Source organism: Tractidigestivibacter montrealensis (assembly GCF_024741235.1).
Classification (GTDB): domain Bacteria; phylum Actinomycetota; class Coriobacteriia; order Coriobacteriales; family Atopobiaceae; genus Tractidigestivibacter; species Tractidigestivibacter montrealensis.
Genome location: NZ_JANSKA010000004.1, coordinates 257,860 through 279,056, shown reverse-complemented (window position 1 = coordinate 279,056; position 21,197 = coordinate 257,860). Strand labels below are relative to the sequence as shown.

Sequence of the window (21,197 nt, the reverse complement as noted above, 5' to 3'; positions counted from 1 at the left end):
GGATAGCCTGGCGGGTGCGACCTCCCCTCTTTCCTGCAAATTTCGATTGGTTAGCGCACCTTAAACGATCGGAAATTGCAAGATCCGCTGCCTCCTCTCTCAGTGCCGCGGATTCCAAACGCTGCAGCCCTGAACCGGCGAGAACGCGCGGCATACCAGCGGCCCGCCCCAGCGAACCAACGCGCCTGGGTCGGGCCTTCAGGGATGGGCGCCGCCCGGAGGGGGTTCCGGGCGGCGAGGGAGGATGTACCGGTTACTTCTTCTGGACGTACTTCAGGCAGTCGAGCGTGACGGCGGTGAGGATAATCACGCCGGAGAACACAAACTGCAGGTTGGTGTCGATGCCCAGGATGGTCAGGGAGTACGTAAGCGCGGTGAAGATGAGAACGCCCACCGTGACGCCGGAAATCTTGCCGATGCCGCCGGTGAAGGAGACGCCACCTACGACGCAGGCCGCGATGGCGTCCATGTCCCAGCCCTGGCCATATGCGGCGGAGCCGGAGCCAACCATGCGCATGCACTCGAGCCAGTCACCAAAGCCGTAGAGGATACCGGCCATCACGAAGGCCAGCAGCGTCACCTTGAAGACCGAGATTCCGGAGACGGCGGCAGCCTCGGGGTTTCCGCCCACGGCGTAGAGGTTCTTGCCAAAGGTCGTCTTGTTCCAGATGAACCACACGATGATGATTGCCGCGACTGCCCAGAGGATGATCGTGGGGAAGCCATTGACCTTGGGAATCACCATGTTGGGGATGGCGGGGTCGATGGAACCAAACGAAACGCCCTTGGTGGCATAGGTGACCAGGCCAAAGATGATGAGCATGTTGGCCATGGTCGAGATGAACGGGTGCATCTTGAAGCGAGCGGTGAAGAAGCCTGCAATCGAGGTGAAGAGCGTGCAGAGGGCAACGCACACCACAAGGGCAAGCACTATGCGCCCGACGAGCGGCATCCCGGTGAAGTCAAAGACGTGACCAAAGACCGAGCCCGTGTTGATACCTTGGTGCATGATGATCGTCGCTGCCGTCATACCCATGCCCATCATGCGGCCAATGGAGAGGTCGGTGCCGGTGAGCAGAATAAGGCCGGCAACACCCAGCGCCAGGAACATGCGCGGCGAGGCCTGCTGCAGGATGTTCAGGATGTTCTGGTACGTGAGAAGCTGCGTGCCCTTCACGACGGGCGTGATGGCGCACAGGAAGACGAAGACAAGGAGAATGACGATGTAGAGGCCGTTCTTAAGGAGGAACTGCCTGCGGTCGAAGGTGTACTTGTAGTTCTCCCACTTCTGGGCCTGACGCTGCGCAAACGTAAACTTGGACATGCGCAGGAGGTCGATGAGGTGGTACTCGTAGCTGAAGGCCGCATGCTCGCGGTCCTTGATCTGCTGCATCTCCTTCTCGAAGACGACCTTCGCGTCGAAGCGCCTGTTCTTGTAGACGTAATTCTCGTCCTTGACCTCGGCACGGTCGGTAAGGCCCGAGAGGTTGGCACGATGCTCGTCCTCGAGCGCCTTGAGGTTGGCTTGGTAGCGATCCTTGGCAAGCACGCGCTCCTGGGCACAGCTCTGGCGCACGGGCTCGAGGTACTCCTTGGCGTAGTGCTCCTTGAGGTAGCCCTCGGCCTCGGAGACAAGGCCCGCCACCTCTGCCTTGTGGCTCGCCTCGACAGCCTTTGCGGCGTCGAGCTCGCTCTTGTAACCAGATATTGCCTGCTCGCGCTCCTCCTTTGAGAGGATGCGGTCGCGCTTAGTTGCGTCAATGTCGCCCTGGAGCTTCACCACGCGGTCGGTTCCGTCGCGCCGCAGCTCGTCAATCTTTGCCTGGATGGCGGAAACGTGCTCGTCAATGGGGCGGAGCAGGGTCTGCTCCTCCTCGATCGTAAGCACCTTATCGCCCTGGTTTGCCATGTGTGCTCATCCCCCTTACAGGTACTTCGCGCTTAGACGCAGGAGCTCCTCCTGGTTGGTCTCCCGTGTGTTGACGATGCCGGAAAGCCGGCCGTTTGACATGACGCCAATGCGGTTGGTGATGCCGAGAATCTCTGGCATCTCGGAGGAGACCACGATGATGGTCCTGCCCTGCTTGGCCATGCCAATGATCAGCTCGTAGATCTCGTACTTCGCGCCTACGTCAATGCCGCGCGTGGGCTCGTCCATGAGGAACACCTGCGGTCCCCGCTCGAGCCACTTGCCAAAGATGACCTTCTGCTGGTTGCCGCCGGAGAGGCTCGAGATCATGTCGTCGGGACCCATGCACTTGGTGTTCATGAGCTTGATCTCGGCTGCCGTGGCGTTGGTCATCTTGGGGTCGGAGAGGGCGATGCCGCTCCTGTAGTGGTTGAGGTTGGCAATCGTGGTGTTGAAGGTAAGGTTGCCTTTGAGGAACAGGCCGTTTGCCTTGCGTTCCTCGGTGATCAGCGCAAAGCCGTGCTCCATGGCCTCGCGCGCATTCTCGAAGTTCATGAGGTGGTCGCGGAAGTACACGCGGCCAGCGGCGCGCGTGCGCACGCCGAAGATGGTCTCGAGGAGCTCGGTGCGGCCGGCCCCTACAAGGCCATAGAGGCCAAAGATCTCTCCCTTGCGTACATCGAACGAAATGTCCTGCAGGTAGGGCGGATACTTCGTGGAGAGATGCCTAATGGAGAGGATTGGCTCTCCCGGCACGTTGTCGACGGGCGGAAAGCGATTCTCCAGCGAGCGGCCAACCATGGCGGCGATAAGCTCGTTCATCGTCGTCTGGGAGGTAGGCTTGGTCATGACGAGCTTGCCGTCACGAAGTACAGAAATCTCGTCGCAGATCTCGAAAATCTCATCCATCTTGTGCGAGATGTAGATAAGCGAGATGCCCTGCTCCTTGAGCATGCGCATCATGCCAAAGAGCTTCTCTACCTCCTGAGACATCAGCGAGGAGGTGGGCTCGTCCAGGACGATGACCTGGGCATTGTACGAAATTGCCTTGGCAATCTCGACCATCTGGCGCTGCGAGACGGACATCCTGCGCATGGGCTGATCGAGGTCGACGGTCATACCCAGGCGGCGGAAGAGCTCTGCCGCCTCCTTGCGCATGAGGCCCTCGTCCACGACGCCCAGCGAGTTGACCGGATAGCGGCCGAGGAAGAGGTTGTCCACCACGCTGCGCTCCAGGCACTGGTTGAGCTCCTGGTGCACCATGGCGATGCCGTTCTCGAGGGCGTCCTTGGGGCCCGAGAAGCTCACCTCTCGGCCGTTCAGGATGATGGTGCCCTCGTCTTTCTGGTAGGTGCCGAAGAGGCACTTCATCATAGTTGACTTGCCGGCGCCGTTCTCGCCCATGAGGCCCATGACCGTTCCACGCTTGAGGTCGAGGTCGATGTGGTCGAGTACCTGGTTGCGCCCGAAGGACTTGCACATCCCGCGAATCGACAGCACCACGTCGTTCTGGCTGTCTGCCATGCTCCCCCATCCTTCCTACTAGATGCCCGCAAAAGATGCGGGGGGAACTCCCCTCCCCCCGCATCGGACGCGTGTCACGAACAAAACCTACGGGAACGCCCTAGCTCAGGAGGGAGGTGTAGGACGAGGCGTTGTCGGTCTTCACCATGTTGATGGCAAAGGCGTCATATTCGCTCGGGTTGCCAAGGCGGTTGGTGATGTTGGACTCGGTCTGGCCGTCGCCGCCGATGTAGTCCACCGTGAGGTTGAGGAGCTTGTCGTACTGCTGGAGCAGCGGCTGATAGGTGGAGCTCAGGAAGTTGTCTGCCGCATTGTAGATGTCCAGCCACACCTTCTTGGACGGAGACTTCGAAGAGTCGAGCTGCTTGGAAGCACCCTCGTAGATCTTGGTGGAGTCCGTGAAGTCGGTATAGTTCTCGGCGGTCACGGCAACGTTCATCGCATAGTAGGAGCGCTCGGCCTCGACGTACTTGTAGGTGTCCTCGGCAAGCACGTTGCCGGCGTCATCGGCCGTGGAGATGCCGGTGTTGATATCGACGCCATCGAGGGAGTTGCGAAGCAGGCGCAGCGTGAGATAGGCCTGGATGTCGGCGTGCTGGCTGATGGTTCCGCCGTAGCCCTCGGCGATAGCAGCAACGGCGTCGTTGTTGGCGTCGTAGCCAAAGGTCGGGACCTTGTTGTCCTTGGACCATGCATTGAACATCGACATGCCCATGCCGTCGTTGTTGGAGACGATGAGGTCAATCTGCTCGCCAAAGGAGGACGCCCAGGTGCCGATAGCGTTGCCAGCCGTTGCTGCATCCCAGGTGGCACCCGCAGAGTTCTTCATCTCCTGCGAGGCAAGCTCGCGAATGGTGTAGGTCTTGCCGCCAATCTCCATCGTGGCGTCCTGGACCAGCGAGGAGGAGCCGTCGGTGTTGGTGCCAATGGGGTCGGAGACAACCTTGCCATCCTTCTCGACGCCGGTGCCAAGGGTGCTGCGCACGCCGCGGGTGCGGGCGATGGAGTCGTTGTGGCCCACGTCGCCAATGGCAAGGACGTAGCCAATGATGCCGTCGCCATTGCGGTCAAGCGTGGCAATGTTCTTCTCGATGTAGTCCTTGACCATCTTGCCCTGAGCCTCGGCGCCCTGGTTGGCGTCAAAGCCAACGTAGTAGGTCTTGTCGTTGAAGTTGAGGGCGGCGGAGTCAAGCTCGCCGGTGGAGCTGTTGGACGGCTGGCGGTTGAACCACACCAGCGGCTTGTCCTTGTTGGCAACTGTGCTGGTTCCAGAGGAAGTGGCGGAGTCGCTGCTCGCGCTGTCGGAGCTGCTCCCGCAGCCGGCGAGCACACCCACGCTGGCAAAGCTCAGGGCGCCAAGGCCACAGACCTCAAGGAACCTACGACGAGACATTTCCATGGGTTTCTCCCTTTCCCCGTGGTTCGCGCCCCGTTGCGCGAACCTTCGATGTGAGTACGTTAACTCCACTTTTATCTGCGGATGTTAACGTTCTCATTTGTTCGACCAGCGGTTGTGGAAAGGGCGGCAGACGGCCTTTTTTGGGAGATCTATCGGGCCGTTAGCCGGGCGATACTGCTGCCGGGAATTGCACCTGCCGCGGAATCCGAACGGTTAGGACCGCCTAAACGGCGAGAAGGAGCGGCATCCCCGAAGTGCCGCGGAATCCGAACGGTTAGGACCGCCTAAACGGCGAGAAGACGCGGCAAGTGAGATCGCCGGGCGGGCAATCATGCCGGACTGGAAACCATGCCGGACGGGCAACCAAACGGCACGCGCAAGAAAAGGCCCGCGGCGGCATCAACCGTCGCGGGCCCAGCAAACACCGGGGACGAGAGAAACGTGCCGACTTACGCCAGGTCGGCAATCTGGGCGCGGAGCTGCTCGATGGACTGCTCCAGCTCCTCGGCGCGGTCGCGCTTCTTCTGGATGACCTCGGGCGCCGCCTTGGCAACAAATCCCTCGTTGGAAAGGGTGCGCTGGGTACCGGCAAGCTCCTTCTCGGCCTTTGCCAGCTCCTTCTCCAGACGCTTGCCCTCGGCAGCAAGGTCAACCAGGCCGCCAAGCACCACGAAGATCTCAAGCGCGCCGTCCGCAACGCTCACGGAGCCGGCGGGCTTGTCCTGCTGGGCGCCAAGCGCCAGCTGGTCCACGTGGCCAACGCTGCAGATGAAGTCGCGCTGAGACTCGAGAACGGCAACGTCCTCGGCGGCGGCGCGCACGCAGACGTCAAGCTCTGCCTTGGGCGACAGGCGATAGCGGGCGCGCGTCGAGCGCACGGCAGAGACCACGCGGCGGGCAAGCTCAAAGTCGTGCTCGGCCTTGTCGTTCACAAAGGCGGCGAGGTCAGCCGGCTCGGGCCATGCGGCAGTCATGAGGAACTGCGCGGAGTGGTCGTCAAGGCCGCTTGCGGGCAGCGCGTCCCACACGCTCTCGGTGACGAAGGGCATCACGGGGTGCAGCAGGCGCATGGAGACGTCGAGCACGTAGACGAGGTTGCGCTGCACCTGGAGGCGCTCCTCGGGCGTGCCGTGAAGCAGGCGGCCCTTGCAGAGCTCGATGTACCAGTCGCAGACCTCGCCCCAGAAGAACGACTGCAGGTCGCGGGCATAGTCGCCAAACTCGTAGCCCTCAAGCTGGCGTGTGGCGGCGTCAACGGCACGGGCAAGGCGCGAGAGCATCCAGGCGTCCTCGGCCGTCTCGGCCTTGGGGGCACCGGGCGTGTAGCCGTCGAGGTTCATCTGGACGAAGCGGCTGGCGTTCCAAATCTTGGTCACAAAGGAGCGCGCCTGCTCGGTGCGCGGGCTGTCGATGAGCTCGCGCGTCTTCTTGTCCAGATTGGCGTCGAACTTGACGTCCTGGTTCGTGGTAATGAGCGTGAGCAGGTTGTAGCGCATGGCATCCGCGCCGTACTTGTCCATGAGCGCCATGGGGTCAACGCCGTTGCCCTTGGACTTGGACATGCGACTGCCGTCCTTGGCGAGGATGGTGGCGTAGATGTACACGTCGTGGAACGGCACCTCATGCGTGAAGTAGAGCGAGCTCATGATCATGCGGGCAACCCAGAGGGCGATGATGTCTCGAGCCGTCACGAGGACCTTGGTGGGGTGGTGCCCCTCCATCTCTTCGGGGTGGTCGGGCCAGCCCTGCGTGGCAAAAGTCCACAACTGCGAGGAGAACCAGGTGTCCAGCACGTCAGGGTCTTGGTGCACGTGATGGCCGCCGCACTTGGGGCACACGTCAGTGTCCTCCATGAGGGCGTCCTCCCAGCCGCAATCCTCGCAGTAGAAGACGGGGATACGGTGGCCCCACCACAGCTGGCGAGAGATGCACCAGTCCTTGAGGTTGTCCATCCAGGTGAGGTAGGTCTGCGTCCAGCGCTCAGGATAGAACTTGACCTCGCCGTCCCTGACGACCTTGGTGGCAGGCCCCTTGAGCTTGTCGACGGCAACAAACCACTGCTCGGAGAGCCAGGGCTCAAGCGCGGTGTCGCAGCGGTAGCAGTGCATGACCGAGTGCTCAAGGTCCTCGATGTGGTCGAGAAGGCCGTGCTCGTCGAACCACTTCACGATGGCCTCGCGCGCCTCGTCGCGGTCCATGCCGGAGAACTCGCCGTAGCCGTCCACGATGTGCGCGTGCTCGTCGAGGATGTTGATCTGCTCCAGGTTGTGCGTCTGGCCCATGGCAAAGTCGTTGGGGTCATGCGCGGGCGTGACCTTCACAAAGCCGGTGCCAAAGTTCTTGTCGACGTGCCAGTCCGAGAAGATGGGAATCTCGCGGTTCACGATGGGCAGCATCACGGTCTTGCCCACGAGCTTGGCCTTCTCCGGGTCCTCCGGCGAGACGGCAACGCCTGTGTCGCCCAGCATGGTCTCGGGGCGCGTGGTGGCCACGGTGATATACTCGATGCCGTCGACGGGCTCGGTGAGCGGATAGCGCAGGAACCACAGGTGGCCCTTCTCGTCGTGGTACTCCGCCTCGTCGTCCGAGATGGCGGTGCCGCACACGGGACACCAGTTGACGATGCGCTTGCCGCGATAGATGAGACCGTCGTGGTACCAGTCGCAGAAAACCTTACGCACCGCGCGGCTAAACTCGGGGCTCATGGTGAACTTCTCGTCATCGAAGTCGATCGAGCAGCCCATGCGCTTGATCTGCGAGACGATCGTGCCGCCGTACTCGTGGGTCCAGTCCCAGCAGGCGTCCAGGAACTTCTCGCGCCCCATCTTGAGGCGAGACTTGCCCTCGCTCTTGAGCTTCTTGTCCACCTTGGTCTGCGTGGCGATGCCGGCGTGGTCGGTACCCAGAATCCAGCGGGTAGAGCGGCCGCGCATGCGGTTGTAACGGATGAAGGTGTCCTGGATGGAGTCGTCCATGGCATGGCCCATGTGAAGGATGCCAGTCACGTTGGGCGGCGGGATGACAACGGTGCAGTCCCCTACGCCCTTGCTGCGACGGTAGCAGCCAGCGTCAACCCACTTCTGGATGAGCTGGGGCTCGGCCTCTTGCGGATTGTAGGTCTTGGGCATCTCTTCCACGATACGGTCCTCTCGAACACAGCCATGTGGGGCGCAGCGAGCGCCCAGATTGCAGCTTCCCAGCTTAGCACAGGCGCAATGAGACAAAGGGGCAGTCCCTCTGTCTCATGCTTTCGACTATTATCGGGGCGATTGCGGGCGGACGGACGAGAGGCACGGGAAGACACATGGCTGACACGTTGGAGACACCCACGTCCAGACTCGAGCTGGTCATGGGCAAGGACGCCGTGGGAAGGCTTGCCGACTCCCGCGTGGTTGTGCTGGGCCTTGGCGGCGTGGGCTCCAACTGCGCCGAGGCGCTGGCACGAGGTGGCGTGGGCTCGCTCGTCCTCGTCGACCGAGACGTGGTCGAGCCGAGCAACATCAACCGGCAGGCCGTGGCATACACGAGCACCGTAGGCCAGCGCAAGACGGACGTGATGGCACGCATCGTGGCCGACATCAACCCTTCGTGCAAAATCACGCCGATCCATGTGTTCCTCACGCGGGACAATATCGGAGAAATCCTTGGCGGCCTCGACCCACGGCCGGACTTCGTGGTCGACGCGATCGACAACGTGACAGCCAAGCTTGTGGTCGCTCGCTGGTGCCAGGACAACGACATGCCCCTGGTATCGAGCATGGGAGGCGCGAACAAGCTTCACCCAGAGCTCCTTCGCTTCGCGGACATCTCCAAGACGCACGGGTGCCCGCTTGCGCGCATCATCCGCAAGGAGAGCAGGAAGCGGGGGATTCGAAAGCTGCGCGTGCTCTACTCCCCCGAGGAGCCGGTGCGCCCGCACACGCCCGAGGGCGCGAGCGGCAAGGCCGCGACACTGGGCACCATGTCGTACTTTCCACCCATCATGGGCCAGATGATCGCGGGAGACGTGATCCTCTCGCTCACGGGGCTGGACGGGAAATCCCCTGAGGAAGGTGGCGAGCGGTGAGGCTCTTCGACGCACACGTGCATCTGGACTTCTACGCAAATGCGCCGCAGGTAGTAGCCCAAGCAGACGAGCTTGGCCTATCGCTTCTCGCCTGCACCGTGACGCCTGCGGGCTACCTTCGTGCGGCGCAGGAGCTTGCGGGCGCTAAGGGAGTCTTCCTCACCGCTGGCGCCCATCCCTGGTGGGTCGCAGACGGTCGCATTGCCGAGAAGGACGTTGACACGCTGGTCTCCATATTGCCTGAACTGCGCTTTGTTGGCGAGGTTGGCCTGGACTTCTCGCCAGCGCACGTGGGCGAGGGAACGCAGCGCGCTCAGGTCGCGGCATTCGAGCGCATCATGCGCGCCTGCTCCGAGACGAGCGATCCCACGTGCCCCAAGGTCGTCTCAATCCACTCCGTGCGCTCGACAGACGTGGTGCTCGACGTGCTGGAGCGCACAGGCGCCGCGAAGTCCTGTCGCTGCGTCTTTCACTGGTTCTCCGGAAGACCGGAGGAGCTGTGGCGTGCTGCCCGCATGGGCTGTTCCTTCTCGTTTGGCGAGCACTCCCTTGCCACCAGGCGCGGGCGCGAGTACGTTCGCGAGGTGCCCGCAGAGTTATTGCTCACCGAGACGGACCTCCCTGCGGGAGAGAATGTCGTTGGCAGCGCAGAGGAGATTGCCTCCTCGCTCGAACGCGCAATCGCAAAGGCGTCCGAGGTGCGCGGCGAAGACGTGGGGGCACTTGCGCGCTCCAACGCTGCCGCCCTTCTCGAATGAGACAAAGGGACTGTCCCTTTGTCTCACAGATGGGCCTTTGGCGGGGACGAGCGGGCGAACGGAGCACGGCTCGCACGTCATGGTAGAGTCATACAGTGCTGTTTTGGCACGCAGACACGGGCATCCTACAGGGAGCAGCCAGACGATGATCTCACAGAGCGGAACACCTGCCACCCAGCAGACGCAGAGGGGGACCATGTTGGCCACCTCGTCACGCGAGCTGCCGCTTGACCTCAACGACGTTGTTCTCGTCTTTGCCTGTAACGAGCTCTTTGTTCCCTACCTCTCGGTGGCGCTTCAGTCCATCCTGGTGAACGCCTCGCCCAACCGCCACTACGACATTGTGGTGCTCACACGCGACATCACGCCCAAGAGCATGATCACGCTCACGCAGCAGGCGTCCAAGTACCACGTTGGGCTGGGCTTCCTGGACGTTGACGCCGCCCTTGGGGACATCAAGCTCCCCCATCACGGCCACTTTAGACCCGAGACGTACTTCCGCCTTTTGGCACCAACGCTTCTCGACAACGTCGAGAAGGCCATCTACCTGGACTCGGACATCGTTGTGTGCGCAGACGTGGCGGAGCTCTTCGACACGGACGTCACAGGCTACCTGCTGGCGGCCACGCGCGACGCGGACACCATCGGCCAGATCGACGGCTATGATCCCACGGTCTACTCGTACCTCAAGGACCAGCTGGGTATGACCGAGCCGCACGACTACTTCCAGGCGGGTGTGCTCCTCATGAACCTAGAGAAGTTCCGTCAGACCATCACGGCGGAGGAACTGCTTGACATTGCCACGGAGCGCACGTGGCGCTGGCTTGACCAGGACGTCCTCAACAAGGTGGTGGACGGTCACTACCGTCGGGTTCACATGAAGTGGAACTACCTTGTTGACTGGCAGTACATGCGACGCACCCACATCGTGGCGCAGGCCCCCAAAGACGTTCAGGACGAGTACGACGAGGCCAGGCGCGACTATCGCATTGTCCACTACGCCGGGCCCGACAACAGGCCCTGGCTCTACCCAGACTCCGACCTCGCTGGTCTCTTCTGGCAGTACGCGGCAGGCTCCCCCTACCTTGAGTACCTGCGAGACCAGCTTGAGAAGTCGCGCAGCACCGTCGACGGCATGGCGCGCCGCATAAAGGCCGTTGCCATCTATCGCGGCATCATGCACGCCTTTGACTACACCTGCCCCGCGGGGACCAAGCGGCGCCAGAAGTTCATCGAGTACTACGAGCGCTTTGGCGGTTCGGTGGGTTAAAGCCGATGTAGGACTTCCCACGTCAACTTCCATAGCCAAAAAACGGCCACGCCCGGACATCCGGACGCGGCCGAGGGTTGATACAACCAGTGAACGCGTGCTAGCTCGCGCGATGCTTGGGCAGTAGCGACTCCTGCCGTACCACCTCGGGCTTCTCGGTGCCGCCCACGCACTCCTTGGTAACGATGACCTTGGTAATGTCGAGGTCGCTCGGGAGGTCAAACATCGTGGACTGAAGTGTCGACTCGCAGATAGCACGCAGGCCGCGGGCGCCCGTACCGCGGGCAATGGCCTGGCGTGCAATCTCGTTCAGGGCATCGGGCGTGAACTCCAGGTCCACTCCCTCGATCTCGAAGAGACGGCGATACTGCTTGACCAGCGCGTTCTTAGGCCTGGTGAGAATGTCCACGAGGTCTGCCTCCTTGAGCTCCCTCGTAGAGGTGATCACCGGGATGCGGCCGATGAACTCGGGGATCATGCCAAACTTGTGCAGGTCCTGGGGCATGACCTGCTCCATGAGCTCGTCCTCGTCCTGGTCGCCGTTCTTGCCAAGCTCGGCGTTGAAGCCAACGCCCTTCTTGCCAATGCGGTCGGCCACGATCTTATCGAGACCCACAAAGGCGCCACCGCAGATGAACAGGATGTTGGTGGTGTCGATGTGGATGAGCTCCTGCTGCGGGTGCTTGCGGCCACCCTGCGGGGGCACGCTCGCCTCGGTGCCCTCAAGAATCTTGAGCAGGGCCTGCTGCACGCCCTCGCCGGAGACGTCGCGAGTGATGGAGAGGTTCTCTGCCTTGCGCGCGATCTTGTCAATCTCGTCGATGTAGACAATGCCAAGCTCGGCGCGGGAGACGTCGCCGTCGGCCGCGGTGATGAGCTTGAGCAGGATGTTCTCTACGTCCTCGCCCACATAGCCAGCCTCGGTGAGGGTGGTGGCGTCGGCGATGGCGAAGGGCACCTCAAGGAAGCGGGCAAGCGTCTGCGCAAGCAGCGTCTTGCCGGTACCGGTGGGGCCAAGGAGCAGGATGTTGCTCTTGGCAATCTCCACCTCCTCCTCGCCCTCAGGGACCTCGTCGTTGCCCGAGAGAATGCGGCGGTAGTGGTTGTAGACGGCCACGCTCATGGCGCGCTTGGCCGCCTCCTGGCCAATCACGTACTGCGAGAGCTCGTCGTAGATCTCGTGCGGGGTGGGCAGCTCCTTGAGCGGAAGCGGGGACTCCTCGTCCACGTCGTCTTCCTCCGCAGCGGTGCCATCCGCCTCCTCGATCATCTGAGAGCACGCGCGCACGCACTCGTCGCAGATGTAGACTCCGCCGGGACCCTGGATGAGCTTGCTCACCTGGCTGCGGCTCTTGCCACAGAACGAGCAGTGCATCTCGTTGTCGCCGTACGAGCGTCCGTTTCCGTTGTCGCGGTCCTGAGCCATGCGCTACTCCTGCTTACCCTGGTCGTTGCGGTTGGTGATGACCTTGTCGACAAGGCCGTAGGCCTGCGCCTCGCTTGCGCGCATGTAGTTGTCGCGCTCGGTGTCGGCGTTGATCTTCTCGATGGGCTGGCCGGTGGCTTCAGCAAGCATCTGGTTGAGGTGCTCGCGAATCCACTTGGTCTCGTCAGCCACGATTTGGATGTCGGTCTGCTGACCCTGGACGCCAGAGCTGGGCTGGTGGATGAGGATCATCGAGTTGGGCAGCGCAAGGCGCTTGCCCTTGGTGCCGCTGGCGAGAATGGCTGCGCCCATGGAAGCCGCCATGCCCACGCAGATGGTGGAGACGTCGGGCTTGATGAAGTTCATCGTGTCGATGATGCCCAGGCCGGCGTAGACGTCACCGCCAGGAGAGTCGATGTAAAGCGAAATATCCTTGTCGGGGTCCTGGCTCTCCAGGTGCAGGAGCTGCGCGATCACCAGGTTGGCGGAGTCGCGCGTGACCTCCTCGCCGAGGAAGACAATGCGGTCATTGAGCAGGCGCGAGTAGATGTCGTAGCTACGCTCGCCACGCGGGGTCTGCTCAACGACGTACGGAATGAGCGGGATGTTCGTTGGGTTGTGCATGATGCTCCCTTCAGGAATAGTATGTGTTCCGTTCCAATGTGCCCCGAATGGCTTGCGCCATCCGGGGCACGGCGTCAGTTCACAGGGTCTGCACCATTGGTTCTGGTAGCGCGAGGGCTACTCGGCGTCCTCGGACTTCTCGCCCTCGGACTCCTTGGCAGCCTCGGCGGCCTCGTCCACGATGGTCACCTGAGCGTTCTCGACCAGCCAGTCGAGGGCCTTGGTGCGCTTGATGGAATCGCGGATGGCCGGGAGACGACCCTCGGAGCGCCACTGCTCGATGGCCTTGTCCACGTCGCCGACGTTGGCCTTCTCGAACTCGTTGCGCACGTCCTCGTCGGTGGCCTCAAGGCCGAGCTGACGGGCGATGGCGTCGAGCGCCAGGGACTGGCGGGCGCGCTCCTCGGCCTGGGCGTGGAGGTCGGCGATGAAGGCGTCGGGAGAGATGTTGCGGGCCTTGAGGTACATGTCGAGAGAGATGCCAGAGCGCTGCATCTGGCCGAGAACCTCCTGGCCAAGCTCGTTGAAGACCTCCTCCTGGTAGTCAGCGGGAACCTCGTCGAGCTGCAGGCGCTCGCCCACGGCCTCGACAACGCGGTCCTCCTTGAGGTTGGGAAGGTTGACCTTCTTGTCCTCGGCGATCTCGTCGCGGACGGCACTCTTGAACTCGTCGACGGTGTCGTAGCCAAAGCTCTTCTTGGCAAACTCGTCATCAAGCTCGGGCGTGGTGGGGCGCTGGATGCCCTTGACCGTAGCCTTGGCCTTGTAGGAGTGCTCGTGGCTCTCCTCGCCGTCCTCGTGCTTGATGGTCCAGGCGAGGTCAACAACGTCGCCCACCTTGGCGCCAGTGAGTGCCTGCTTGACCTCGTCGGGGACCTGGCCATCGACGAGCGCGAGCGTCTGGCCCTCGCCCGCGAGCTTCTCGGCGCCCTCGACGTTCTCGATGTCGGCCTTCACGACGTCACCCTCCTGGGCAGCCTCGCCCTCGGGGACGTCCTCGTAGGAGGTGTGGTAGGTCATGTAGCGCTTGACCTGGGCCTCGACCTCGGCGTCGGTGACATCCTCGGGAGGCATGTTGATCTGGGGCGCGTCGTAGGAGTCAAGCTCAGCCTCGGGGCGCACGCCGATGGTGACGTCGATGGTGTAGTCCTGGCCCTCCTTGGCGAGGTCAGCGTCCTGAGCAAAGTCCGGACGGCCAACGGGGACAAAATTGAGCTCCTCGAGCATGAGGGGCTCGGCGGCGTTGAGGAGGTCGTTGGTGGCCTGGGCGAGCACCGACTCCTTACCCAGGATGCCGTCAATCACCGGACGGGGAGCGTGGCCACGACGGAAGCCCTGGAAGTTGTACTTGTGCGCGAAGTCCTTGTAGGTCTTCTTGACAGCCGCGTCAACGTCGGCGGCGGGAATGGTGAGCTTTGCGGCAACCTTGTTGTCCTTGGGCTCCTCAGCGGTGACGGTGATCTTCAACGTTCCTCCAGTGTCTCGTTCTCGGCGGGCGGGTGCCCGTCGTGATTTCCTGCGCATGTGGCTCATGTGGTGCGGGCGAAAGGACTCGAACCTTCACGGGGTCTCCCCCACTGGAACCTAAATCCAGCGCGTCTACCAGTTCCGCCACGCCCGCATAGTCACACATAGCCTTGCCATAATAGCAAATGCACAGGTCTTGGCCTAGGAAACGAGAAAGAAAATCGACATGCGCACACGTAGGTGGCGCCAATCACCGTCGCCAAAGGGCCCGTAATGGCAGCAATCCCGCACGAAAGAGCCCTCCGGCGTCGCGGTGACGCCGGAGGGCTCGCAAGCGCAACTGTGCGAGAAGCTCTTACAGGTCCTGCAGCGCGTAGACGTCGAGGGGGCCCTTTCGCAGCGCGGCAATTGCCTGGATGAGCGCCGTCGCGCCGGACATTGTCGTTGCCATGTCGACGCCGCGGTTCACGGCCTCGCTGCGAATCTTGGCGCCGTCGCCTCGGGAGCTCCCGCCACGCGGAGTGTTGATGAGAAACGCGATCTCCCCCGCCGCCATCATGTCGAGGACGTTGGGGCTGCCCTCGCTGATGGGTCGCACGACCTCGCACGGAATGCCGGCGGCGCGCAGCGTCTTGGCCGTGCCGCGCGTGGCGACAAGGTCATAGCCCAGGTTGGTGAGCGAGAGCGCCACGGGTGCAATGGAGCGCTTGTCCCTGTCGCACACAGAGACAAACACCTTGCCCGACATGGGGATCTCGTAGTCAATGGCCTCGCGCGTCTTGGCGTAAGCCTTAGGGAACGTCGTGTCGATTCCCATGACCTCGCCGGTGGACTTCATCTCGGGCCCAAGGTGGACGTCGGCACCCGGGAAGCGGCTCCAGGGCATGACGGCCTCCTTCACGGCGTAATGCGAAGGCATGCGGTCCTCGGGCGGAAGCCCCAGCTGGGCGATGGTCTCGCCGGACATGATGCGTGCGGCGCAGCGCGCAAGGGGCACGCCGGTGGCCTTGGACGAGAAGGGCACCGTGCGGCTGGCGCGCGGGTTCAGCTCGATGACCAGGACCTGCTCGTCCTTGACCGCAAACTGGATGTTGAGAAGGCCGTGGATGTCCACCGCAAGCGCAAGCTTGCGGGTAATCTCGCGCACGCGCTCCATGATGGAGTCGGAGAGCGAGAAGGGCGGCCAGCAGCACGCGGAGTCACCGGAGTGGATCCCGCACTCCTCGATGTGCTCGAGGACCGAGCCCACGTAGCACTGGGTGCCGTCGCAGAGGGCGTCAACGTCCAGCTCGATGGCATCCTCCAAGAAGGAGTCGAGGTAGACGGGGTGGTCAGGCGAGATGCGCGTGGCCTCGGCCATGTAGGTGCGCAGGTCGTCGTGGTCGTAGACGATCGCCATGCCACGACCGCCCAGCACGTAGCTCGGGCGCACCAGCAGCGGGTAGCCAATGCGGCGCGCGACCTCGGTGGCGTCCTCCATGGTCTCTGCCGTCGATGAGGGCGGGTAGGCAATCTCCAGGCGGTCGAGCAGGCTCGCGAAGCGATCGCGATCCTCGGCCAGGTCGATGGCCTCGGGCTGGGTGCCCATGATGGGGACGCCCGCCGCCTTGAGCCTGCCGGCAAGGTTGATGGGGGTCTGGCCACCCAGCGTCACGATGACGCCCACGGGCTTCTCGACCTCGATGACGTTCATGACGTCCTCGAAGGTGAGCGGCTCGAAGTACAGGCGGTCGGAGGTGTCGTAGTCGGTGGAGACGGTCTCGGGGTTGCAGTTGACCATGACCGTCTCGTAGCCCTTGGCCTCAAGCGCGTACGCGGCGTGGACGCAGCAGTAGTCAAACTCGATGCCCTGGCCAATGCGGTTGGGGCCGGCCGAGAGGATCACCACGCGCGGCTTCTCGGCCTCCGTGCGCTCGGTGGCTCCGCCGTCCTCGTAGGTGAAGTAGTGGTAGCTCGTGCGGGCGGCAAACTCGCCGGCGCAGGTGTCGACGGTCTTCACGAGCGGGCGCACGCCCACGACCTCGCGCACGGCGCGCACGACCTCCTCGCTCGTCCCCGTGAGGTAGGCGAGCTGGCGGTCGGAGAATCCAAGCTCCTTGGCGGCCAGCATGTGGTTGTGGTCGAGGCCAATGAGTCCAAGCTCGGATATGGTGCGCTCGGCAGTTACGATGTCCGCGATGCGGTTCAGGAACCAGCGGTCAATGTGCGTGGCCTCGAAGACGCGCTCCACACCCCAGCCGCGGCGAAGCGCCTCGGCCACGTAGAGGATGCGCTGCGGGGTGGGCGTGGCCACGCGCTCCTCGAAGGCCTCCTCGTCAAAGTTGTCGTTGCCGTCGGCCCCCAGGCCGGCATGCCCCTGCTCGAGCGAGCGCATGGCCTTCTGGAGCGCCTCCTCGAAGGTGGAGCCAATGGCCATGACCTCGCCCACGGCCTTCATGCGCGTGGTGAGGGTGGAGTCGGCGCCCTTGAACTTCTCGAAGGCAAAGCGCGGGATCTTGACCACGCAGTAGTCGATCGAGGGCTCGAAGCAGGCCGGCGTTGCCTGTGTGATGTCGTTGGTGATCTCGTCGAGCGTGTAGCCAACGGCGAGAAGCGCCGCCTCCTTGGCGATGGGGAACCCGGTGGCCTTCGACGCCAGCGCGGAGGAGCGGCTCACGCGGGGGTTCATCTCGATTACGATGACGCGGCCATCGGTGGGGTTCACGGCAAACTGAACGTTGGAGCCGCCGCACGCGACGCCAACGCGCTCGAGCACGGCCAGCGAGTAGTCGCGCAGGCGCTGCATCTCGAAGTCGTTGAGCGTCTGGCAGGGCGCCACGGTGATGGAGTCGCCGGTGTGGACGCCCATGGGGTCGAGGTTCTCGATTGAGCACACCACGATGCCGTTGCCGGCGGAGTCGCGCATGACCTCCATCTCGATCTCTTTCCAGCCCTCGAGGCTCTGCTCGATGAGGACCTCGGAGTTCGCGGAGAGGGCCAGGCCCTCGCGGGCAATACGCACCAGGTCATCGTGGGTGTATGCCATGCCGCCGCCGGCACCGCCCAGCGTGTAGGCGGGACGGATCACCACGGGGTAGCCAATGTCTTCCGCTGCGCGCTCGCATTCCTCGAGCGTGTGCGCGGTCTCGGAGCGGGCGACCTCCAGGCCAATGTCACGCATGGCCTCGGCAAAGAGCTCCCGGTCCTCGCCGGTCTGGATCGACTCGATGTCGCAGCCAATGACCTCCACGCCGTACTTGTCAAGCACGCCCTGCTCGGCAAGCGCCACGGCGCAGTTAAGGCCCGTCTGGCCGCCCATGTTGGGGAGCAGCGCGTCTGGGAGCTCCTTGGCGATGACCTTGGCGACCGAAGCGGCCGTGATGGGCTCAACGTAGGTGCGGTCGGCCGTCTCGGGGTCGGTCATGATGGTGGCAGGGTTGGAGTTGACGAGAATGACCTCGTAGCCCTCCTCGCGCAGCGCCTTGCACGCCTGGGTGCCGGAGTAATCAAACTCGCAAGCCTGGCCAATGACAATGGGGCCAGAGCCAATGATGAGGATCTTCTTGATGTCGGTACGCTTAGGCAACTAGAAGCGCCTCCCCTCGCGAACGTCGATGGCTAGGTAGTCCTCGCGTCCGTCCATGAGGCGCGAGAAGGACTCGAACATGTACGCCGAGTCGTTGGGGCCGGGCTTGGCCTCGGGGTGGTACTGCATCGAGAAGGCCGGCAGATCGAGGAACTGGATGCCCTCAGGCGTGCCGTCGTTGAGGTTCACGTGCGTGAGGCGGATGCGGCCGTAGCGCTCGTTCATGGCGACGGGGGCAACGTGCATGCGGCTCCACGTAAGGAGGCTCTCGGGATGCTCGGTGAGGCCGCCGGAGAGCTCGGGGACAAGCGGACCAAAGGTAGAGAAGACCGGGCCGTAGTTGTGGTTTTGCGCCGTTATCTCGACCTTGCCGGTGAGAAGGTTCATCACAGGCTCGTTGCCGCCGTGGTGGCCGTAGGGTAGCTTCTCAACGCGGGCGCCCGCAGCCAGGGTGATCATCTGGTTGCCCAGGCAGATGCCAAAGACGGGGAGCTTGCCGAGAATGGCGCGCACGGTCTCGGGCACGGTGGGCACGGTGTCGGGGTCGCCGGGGCCGTTGGAGAAGAAGACGCCGTCGGGCTCCATGGCAATGATTTTCTCGGCAGGCGTGTCCCAGGGGACAACCGTGACCTCGATGCCCACCTCGGCCATGCGACGCGCGATGCCTGCCTTTTCGCCACAGTCTACGGCAACCACGCGGTGGTGCACCTCGCCCTTGGGCCTCACGACGTGCGGCTCCTTGCAGGAGACGTCGGCGACGTAGTTGTGCTCCTCGATGTGCGGGGACTCGCGGACGCGGCGAACGAGGCTCTTGGGGTCGAGGTCCGTGGTCGAGATTGCCGCGCGCATGGCCCCGCCCTCGCGGATGGCCAGGGTGACCGCGCGGGTGTCAACGCCCTCGATGCCCACGACACCGCGGGACGCAAGGAAGTCCGGCAGGCTCACAACGCTCTGCCAGTTGCTTGGCGTGTAGCAGGCGTCATGGCACACAAAGCCCTTGAGATGCAGTGCGTCTGCCTGCATGTCCTTCTCGTTGACGCCGTAGTTGCCCAGCTGGGGATAGGTGAAGGTGACAATCTGACCCGCATATGACGGGTCGCTCACAATCTCCTGGTAGCCCACCATAGACGTGTTGAACACAATCTCGCCGAAGGTCTCACCCTCCGCGCCAACGCTTCTGCCCCTGAGGGCCGTGCCGTCCTCAAGCGCCAGGAGGGCCTCCCGATGCCTGCCGCCATCGACCAAGAGGTTCACAGCAACACCGTCCTTTCCGCGTGCAGCGCCGCCGGCGTGCCACAAAAAAGGAGCAGCGCGCAGCGTGCGCGTGCTCCCGAGAGGCTGGGCCAGATACTGCGCTATAGACGCCTTCTCGGTATCTCGTACCGCTCGTTAAAGGTCGTTGCAAGTATACGGGGCATGCATGATTCGTTGAGCGAATTCAACAAGTCTGCAACAATCCCCTATGGTTTGGCATGGATATGAATACTTGTGTGGATACCAAACATATTGTTTGGTACCGTGGAACGAAGCCCATGACCTTCTCGTCAAGGCGCTGATTCCGGACGTTTAAGCCCCCTTAAACGTCGAACTTTGGCGGCATAAAATTGTTCCGCGCAATTTGGACGGTTAGGGCACCTTAAACGTCCAAGAGGCGCGGCATTACAAGTATCGCGAGCGGGCCGCTTCTGAAGGTGAAAACACAAAGGCCCTCCGGAGACGTCACGCCGCCGGAGGGCTAGACCAATCACTTGCCGCGAAAAACGCAGATCAGCGGGCTAGCACACACCCTGGGCCATCATGGCGTCGGCGACCTTGAGGAAGCCGGCGATGTTGGCACCAAACACGAGGTTGCCCTCGTGGCCGTACTCGCGCGCAGCGGAAGCGGCGGCGCTGTAGATGGAGTTCATGATCCCCTTGAGCTTCTCGTCCACCTCATCGAAGGACCAGGAGAGGTGCTCGTGGTTCTGGCTCATCTCGAGGCCAGAGACAGCGACGCCGCCGGCGTTGGCCGCCTTGCCGGGAGCGAAGTACACGCCGTTCTCGATGAGGAACGTGGTCGCGTCGGTGGTGGTGGGCATGTTGGCACCCTCAACCACGTACGCGCAGCCGTTGGCCACGAGCTTCTTGGCGTCATCGAGGTCAAGCTCGTTCTGCGTGGCGCAAGGCATCGCGATGTCGCACTTCTCGCCCCAGGGACGCTCGCCGTCGTGGTAGACGGAGCCGGGCTTGCGCTCCGCGTACTCCTTGATGCGGCCGCGCTCGACGACCTTGATCTGGCAGAGAAGGTCGAAGTCGATTCCCTCGGGATCATAGACGTAGCCGTTGGAGTCGGAGGCAGTCACCACGTGGGCGCCAAGCTGCTCGGCCTTCTGGATTGCGTACTGGGCAACGTTGCCGGAGCCGGAGATGCAGATGGTCTTGCCCGCAAGCTCCTCGCCCTTCTCGGTGACCATGTTCTCGAGGAAGTAGACAGCGCCGTAGCCCGTGGCCTCGGTACGGGCGAGAGAACCGCCGTACGGGATGCCCTTGCCCGTGAGGACGCTGGACCACTCGTTGCGGACGCGCTTGTACTGGCCAAACATGTAGCCAATCTCGCGGCCACCAACGCCAATGTCACCGGCGGGGACGTCAGTGTCGGGGCCAATGTGGCGGCAGAGCTCGGTCATGAAGCTCTGGCAGAACGCCATGACCTCGCGGTCGGACTTGCCCTTGGGGTCGAAGTCCGAGCCGCCCTTGCCGCCGCCCATGGGCAGCGTGGTAAGGGAGTTCTTGAAGATCTGCTCGAAGCCCAGGAACTTGAGGATCGAGAGGTTCACGGACGGGTGGAAGCGCAGGCCGCCCTTGTAGGGGCCAATGGCGGAGTTGAACTCGACGCGGTAGCCGCGGTTCACCTGGACCCTGCCCTCGTCGTCAACCCAGGGCACGCGGAACATTACGATGCGCTCGGGCTCGACAAGACGCTCGAGAAGCGCGGCGCGCTCATACTCGGGGTGAGCATCGAGTGCCGGCTGCAGCGTGGTGAGGACCTCCTTGGCGGCCTGGATGAACTCGGGCTGTTCGGAGTAGCGCTCCTCCAGCTGTGCAATGACCCTCTCGGAATACGTCATGAAGTCTCCTGTTCCTCGATCTTCTGGACCCTTTCCAGACGCGCGGTGATTTCCCCGAACGCGCACATCGCAGAACATCATA

General features: G+C 63.0%; 13 protein-coding genes and 1 tRNA gene. 3 read left to right on the top strand and 11 right to left on the bottom strand.

Annotation, left to right across the window (positions count from 1 at the left end; genetic code table 11):
• Positions 1–253 precede the first annotated feature (253 nt).
• The 4 genes from NVS32_RS07505 to NVS32_RS07490 form a co-directional block, all read right to left on the bottom strand.
• Positions 254–1,909 carry a galactose/methyl galactoside ABC transporter permease MglC gene (locus NVS32_RS07505; RefSeq protein WP_258499261.1) on the bottom strand — a complete coding sequence of 552 codons (1,656 nt, stop codon included), beginning with the start codon at positions 1,907–1,909 and terminating at the stop codon, positions 254–256.
• Positions 1,910–1,924: 15 nt separating this feature from the next.
• Positions 1,925–3,433 (bottom strand): sugar ABC transporter ATP-binding protein, encoded by a 1,509-nt coding sequence (locus NVS32_RS07500; protein WP_118100110.1) that lies wholly within the window; start codon positions 3,431–3,433, stop codon positions 1,925–1,927.
• A 100-nt stretch (positions 3,434–3,533) separates the two neighbouring features.
• Positions 3,534–4,832 carry a substrate-binding domain-containing protein gene (locus NVS32_RS07495; RefSeq protein WP_258499260.1) on the bottom strand — a complete coding sequence of 433 codons (1,299 nt, stop codon included), beginning with the start codon at positions 4,830–4,832 and terminating at the stop codon, positions 3,534–3,536.
• Positions 4,833–5,281: 449 nt separating this feature from the next.
• Entirely contained in the window at positions 5,282–7,969 is a 2,688-nt protein-coding gene (locus NVS32_RS07490) for a valine--tRNA ligase (protein ID WP_258499259.1), read from the bottom strand.
• Positions 7,970–8,136: 167 nt separating this feature from the next.
• Between NVS32_RS07490 and NVS32_RS07485 the strand changes: the two genes are divergently transcribed.
• The 3 genes from NVS32_RS07485 (at position 8,137) to NVS32_RS07475 (ending at position 10,926) form a co-directional block, all read left to right on the top strand.
• Positions 8,137–8,898, top strand: coding sequence for a tRNA threonylcarbamoyladenosine dehydratase (locus NVS32_RS07485; RefSeq protein WP_258499258.1), 762 nt, complete (start codon positions 8,137–8,139; stop codon positions 8,896–8,898).
• On the top strand, positions 8,895–9,656 hold the full coding sequence (locus NVS32_RS07480) for a TatD family hydrolase (RefSeq protein WP_258499257.1): 762 nt from the start codon (positions 8,895–8,897) through the stop codon (positions 9,654–9,656). Before NVS32_RS07485 ends, NVS32_RS07480 begins: the two co-directional genes overlap by 4 nt.
• 145 nt (positions 9,657–9,801) lie before the next feature.
• A complete protein-coding gene (locus NVS32_RS07475; protein WP_258499256.1) occupies positions 9,802–10,926 on the top strand; it encodes a glycosyltransferase family 8 protein in 1,125 nt (374 codons plus the stop codon).
• A gap of 100 nt (positions 10,927–11,026) precedes the next feature.
• Here the strand turns inward: NVS32_RS07475 and clpX are convergent, their stop codons facing one another.
• The 7 genes from clpX to gdhA form a co-directional block, all read right to left on the bottom strand.
• Positions 11,027–12,352 carry an ATP-dependent Clp protease ATP-binding subunit ClpX gene (clpX, locus tag NVS32_RS07470; RefSeq protein WP_258499255.1) on the bottom strand — a complete coding sequence of 442 codons (1,326 nt, stop codon included), beginning with the start codon at positions 12,350–12,352 and terminating at the stop codon, positions 11,027–11,029.
• A gap of 3 nt (positions 12,353–12,355) precedes the next feature.
• On the bottom strand, positions 12,356–12,976 hold the full coding sequence (locus tag NVS32_RS07465; protein WP_258499254.1) for an ATP-dependent Clp protease proteolytic subunit: 621 nt from the start codon (positions 12,974–12,976) through the stop codon (positions 12,356–12,358).
• Positions 12,977–13,093: 117 nt separating this feature from the next.
• On the bottom strand, positions 13,094–14,443 hold the full coding sequence (gene tig, locus NVS32_RS07460; protein WP_258499253.1) for a trigger factor: 1,350 nt from the start codon (positions 14,441–14,443) through the stop codon (positions 13,094–13,096).
• 67 nt (positions 14,444–14,510) lie between these two features.
• Positions 14,511–14,597, bottom strand: a tRNA-Leu gene (locus NVS32_RS07455).
• Positions 14,598–14,798: 201 nt separating this feature from the next.
• Positions 14,799–18,008: a carbamoyl-phosphate synthase large subunit gene (gene carB, locus NVS32_RS07450; protein ID WP_258499252.1), complete on the bottom strand. Its 3,210-nt coding sequence runs from the start codon at positions 18,006–18,008 to the stop codon at positions 14,799–14,801.
• A complete protein-coding gene (gene carA / locus NVS32_RS07445; protein WP_258499251.1) occupies positions 18,009–19,262 on the bottom strand; it encodes a glutamine-hydrolyzing carbamoyl-phosphate synthase small subunit in 1,254 nt (417 codons plus the stop codon).
• 521 nt (positions 19,263–19,783) lie between these two features.
• Complete coding sequence (gdhA, locus tag NVS32_RS07440) at positions 19,784–21,115, bottom strand: NADP-specific glutamate dehydrogenase (protein WP_258499250.1); 1,332 nt, start codon at positions 21,113–21,115, stop codon at positions 19,784–19,786.
• Positions 21,116–21,197 lie beyond the last annotated feature (82 nt).

Coding starts and splice junctions, on each gene's coding strand:
- NVS32_RS07505 (WP_258499261.1), bottom strand. CDS start 1,909: ATGGCAAACCAGGGCGATAAGGTGCTTACGATCGAGGAGGAGCAGACC.
- NVS32_RS07500 (WP_118100110.1), bottom strand. CDS start 3,433: ATGGCAGACAGCCAGAACGACGTGGTGCTGTCGATTCGCGGGATGTGC.
- NVS32_RS07495 (WP_258499260.1), bottom strand. CDS start 4,832: ATGGAAATGTCTCGTCGTAGGTTCCTTGAGGTCTGTGGCCTTGGCGCC.
- NVS32_RS07485 (WP_258499258.1), top strand. CDS start 8,137: ATGGCTGACACGTTGGAGACACCCACGTCCAGACTCGAGCTGGTCATG.
- NVS32_RS07475 (WP_258499256.1), top strand. CDS start 9,802: ATGATCTCACAGAGCGGAACACCTGCCACCCAGCAGACGCAGAGGGGG.
- clpX (WP_258499255.1), bottom strand. CDS start 12,352: ATGGCTCAGGACCGCGACAACGGAAACGGACGCTCGTACGGCGACAAC.
- NVS32_RS07465 (WP_258499254.1), bottom strand. CDS start 12,976: ATGCACAACCCAACGAACATCCCGCTCATTCCGTACGTCGTTGAGCAG.
- gdhA (WP_258499250.1), bottom strand. CDS start 21,115: ATGACGTATTCCGAGAGGGTCATTGCACAGCTGGAGGAGCGCTACTCC.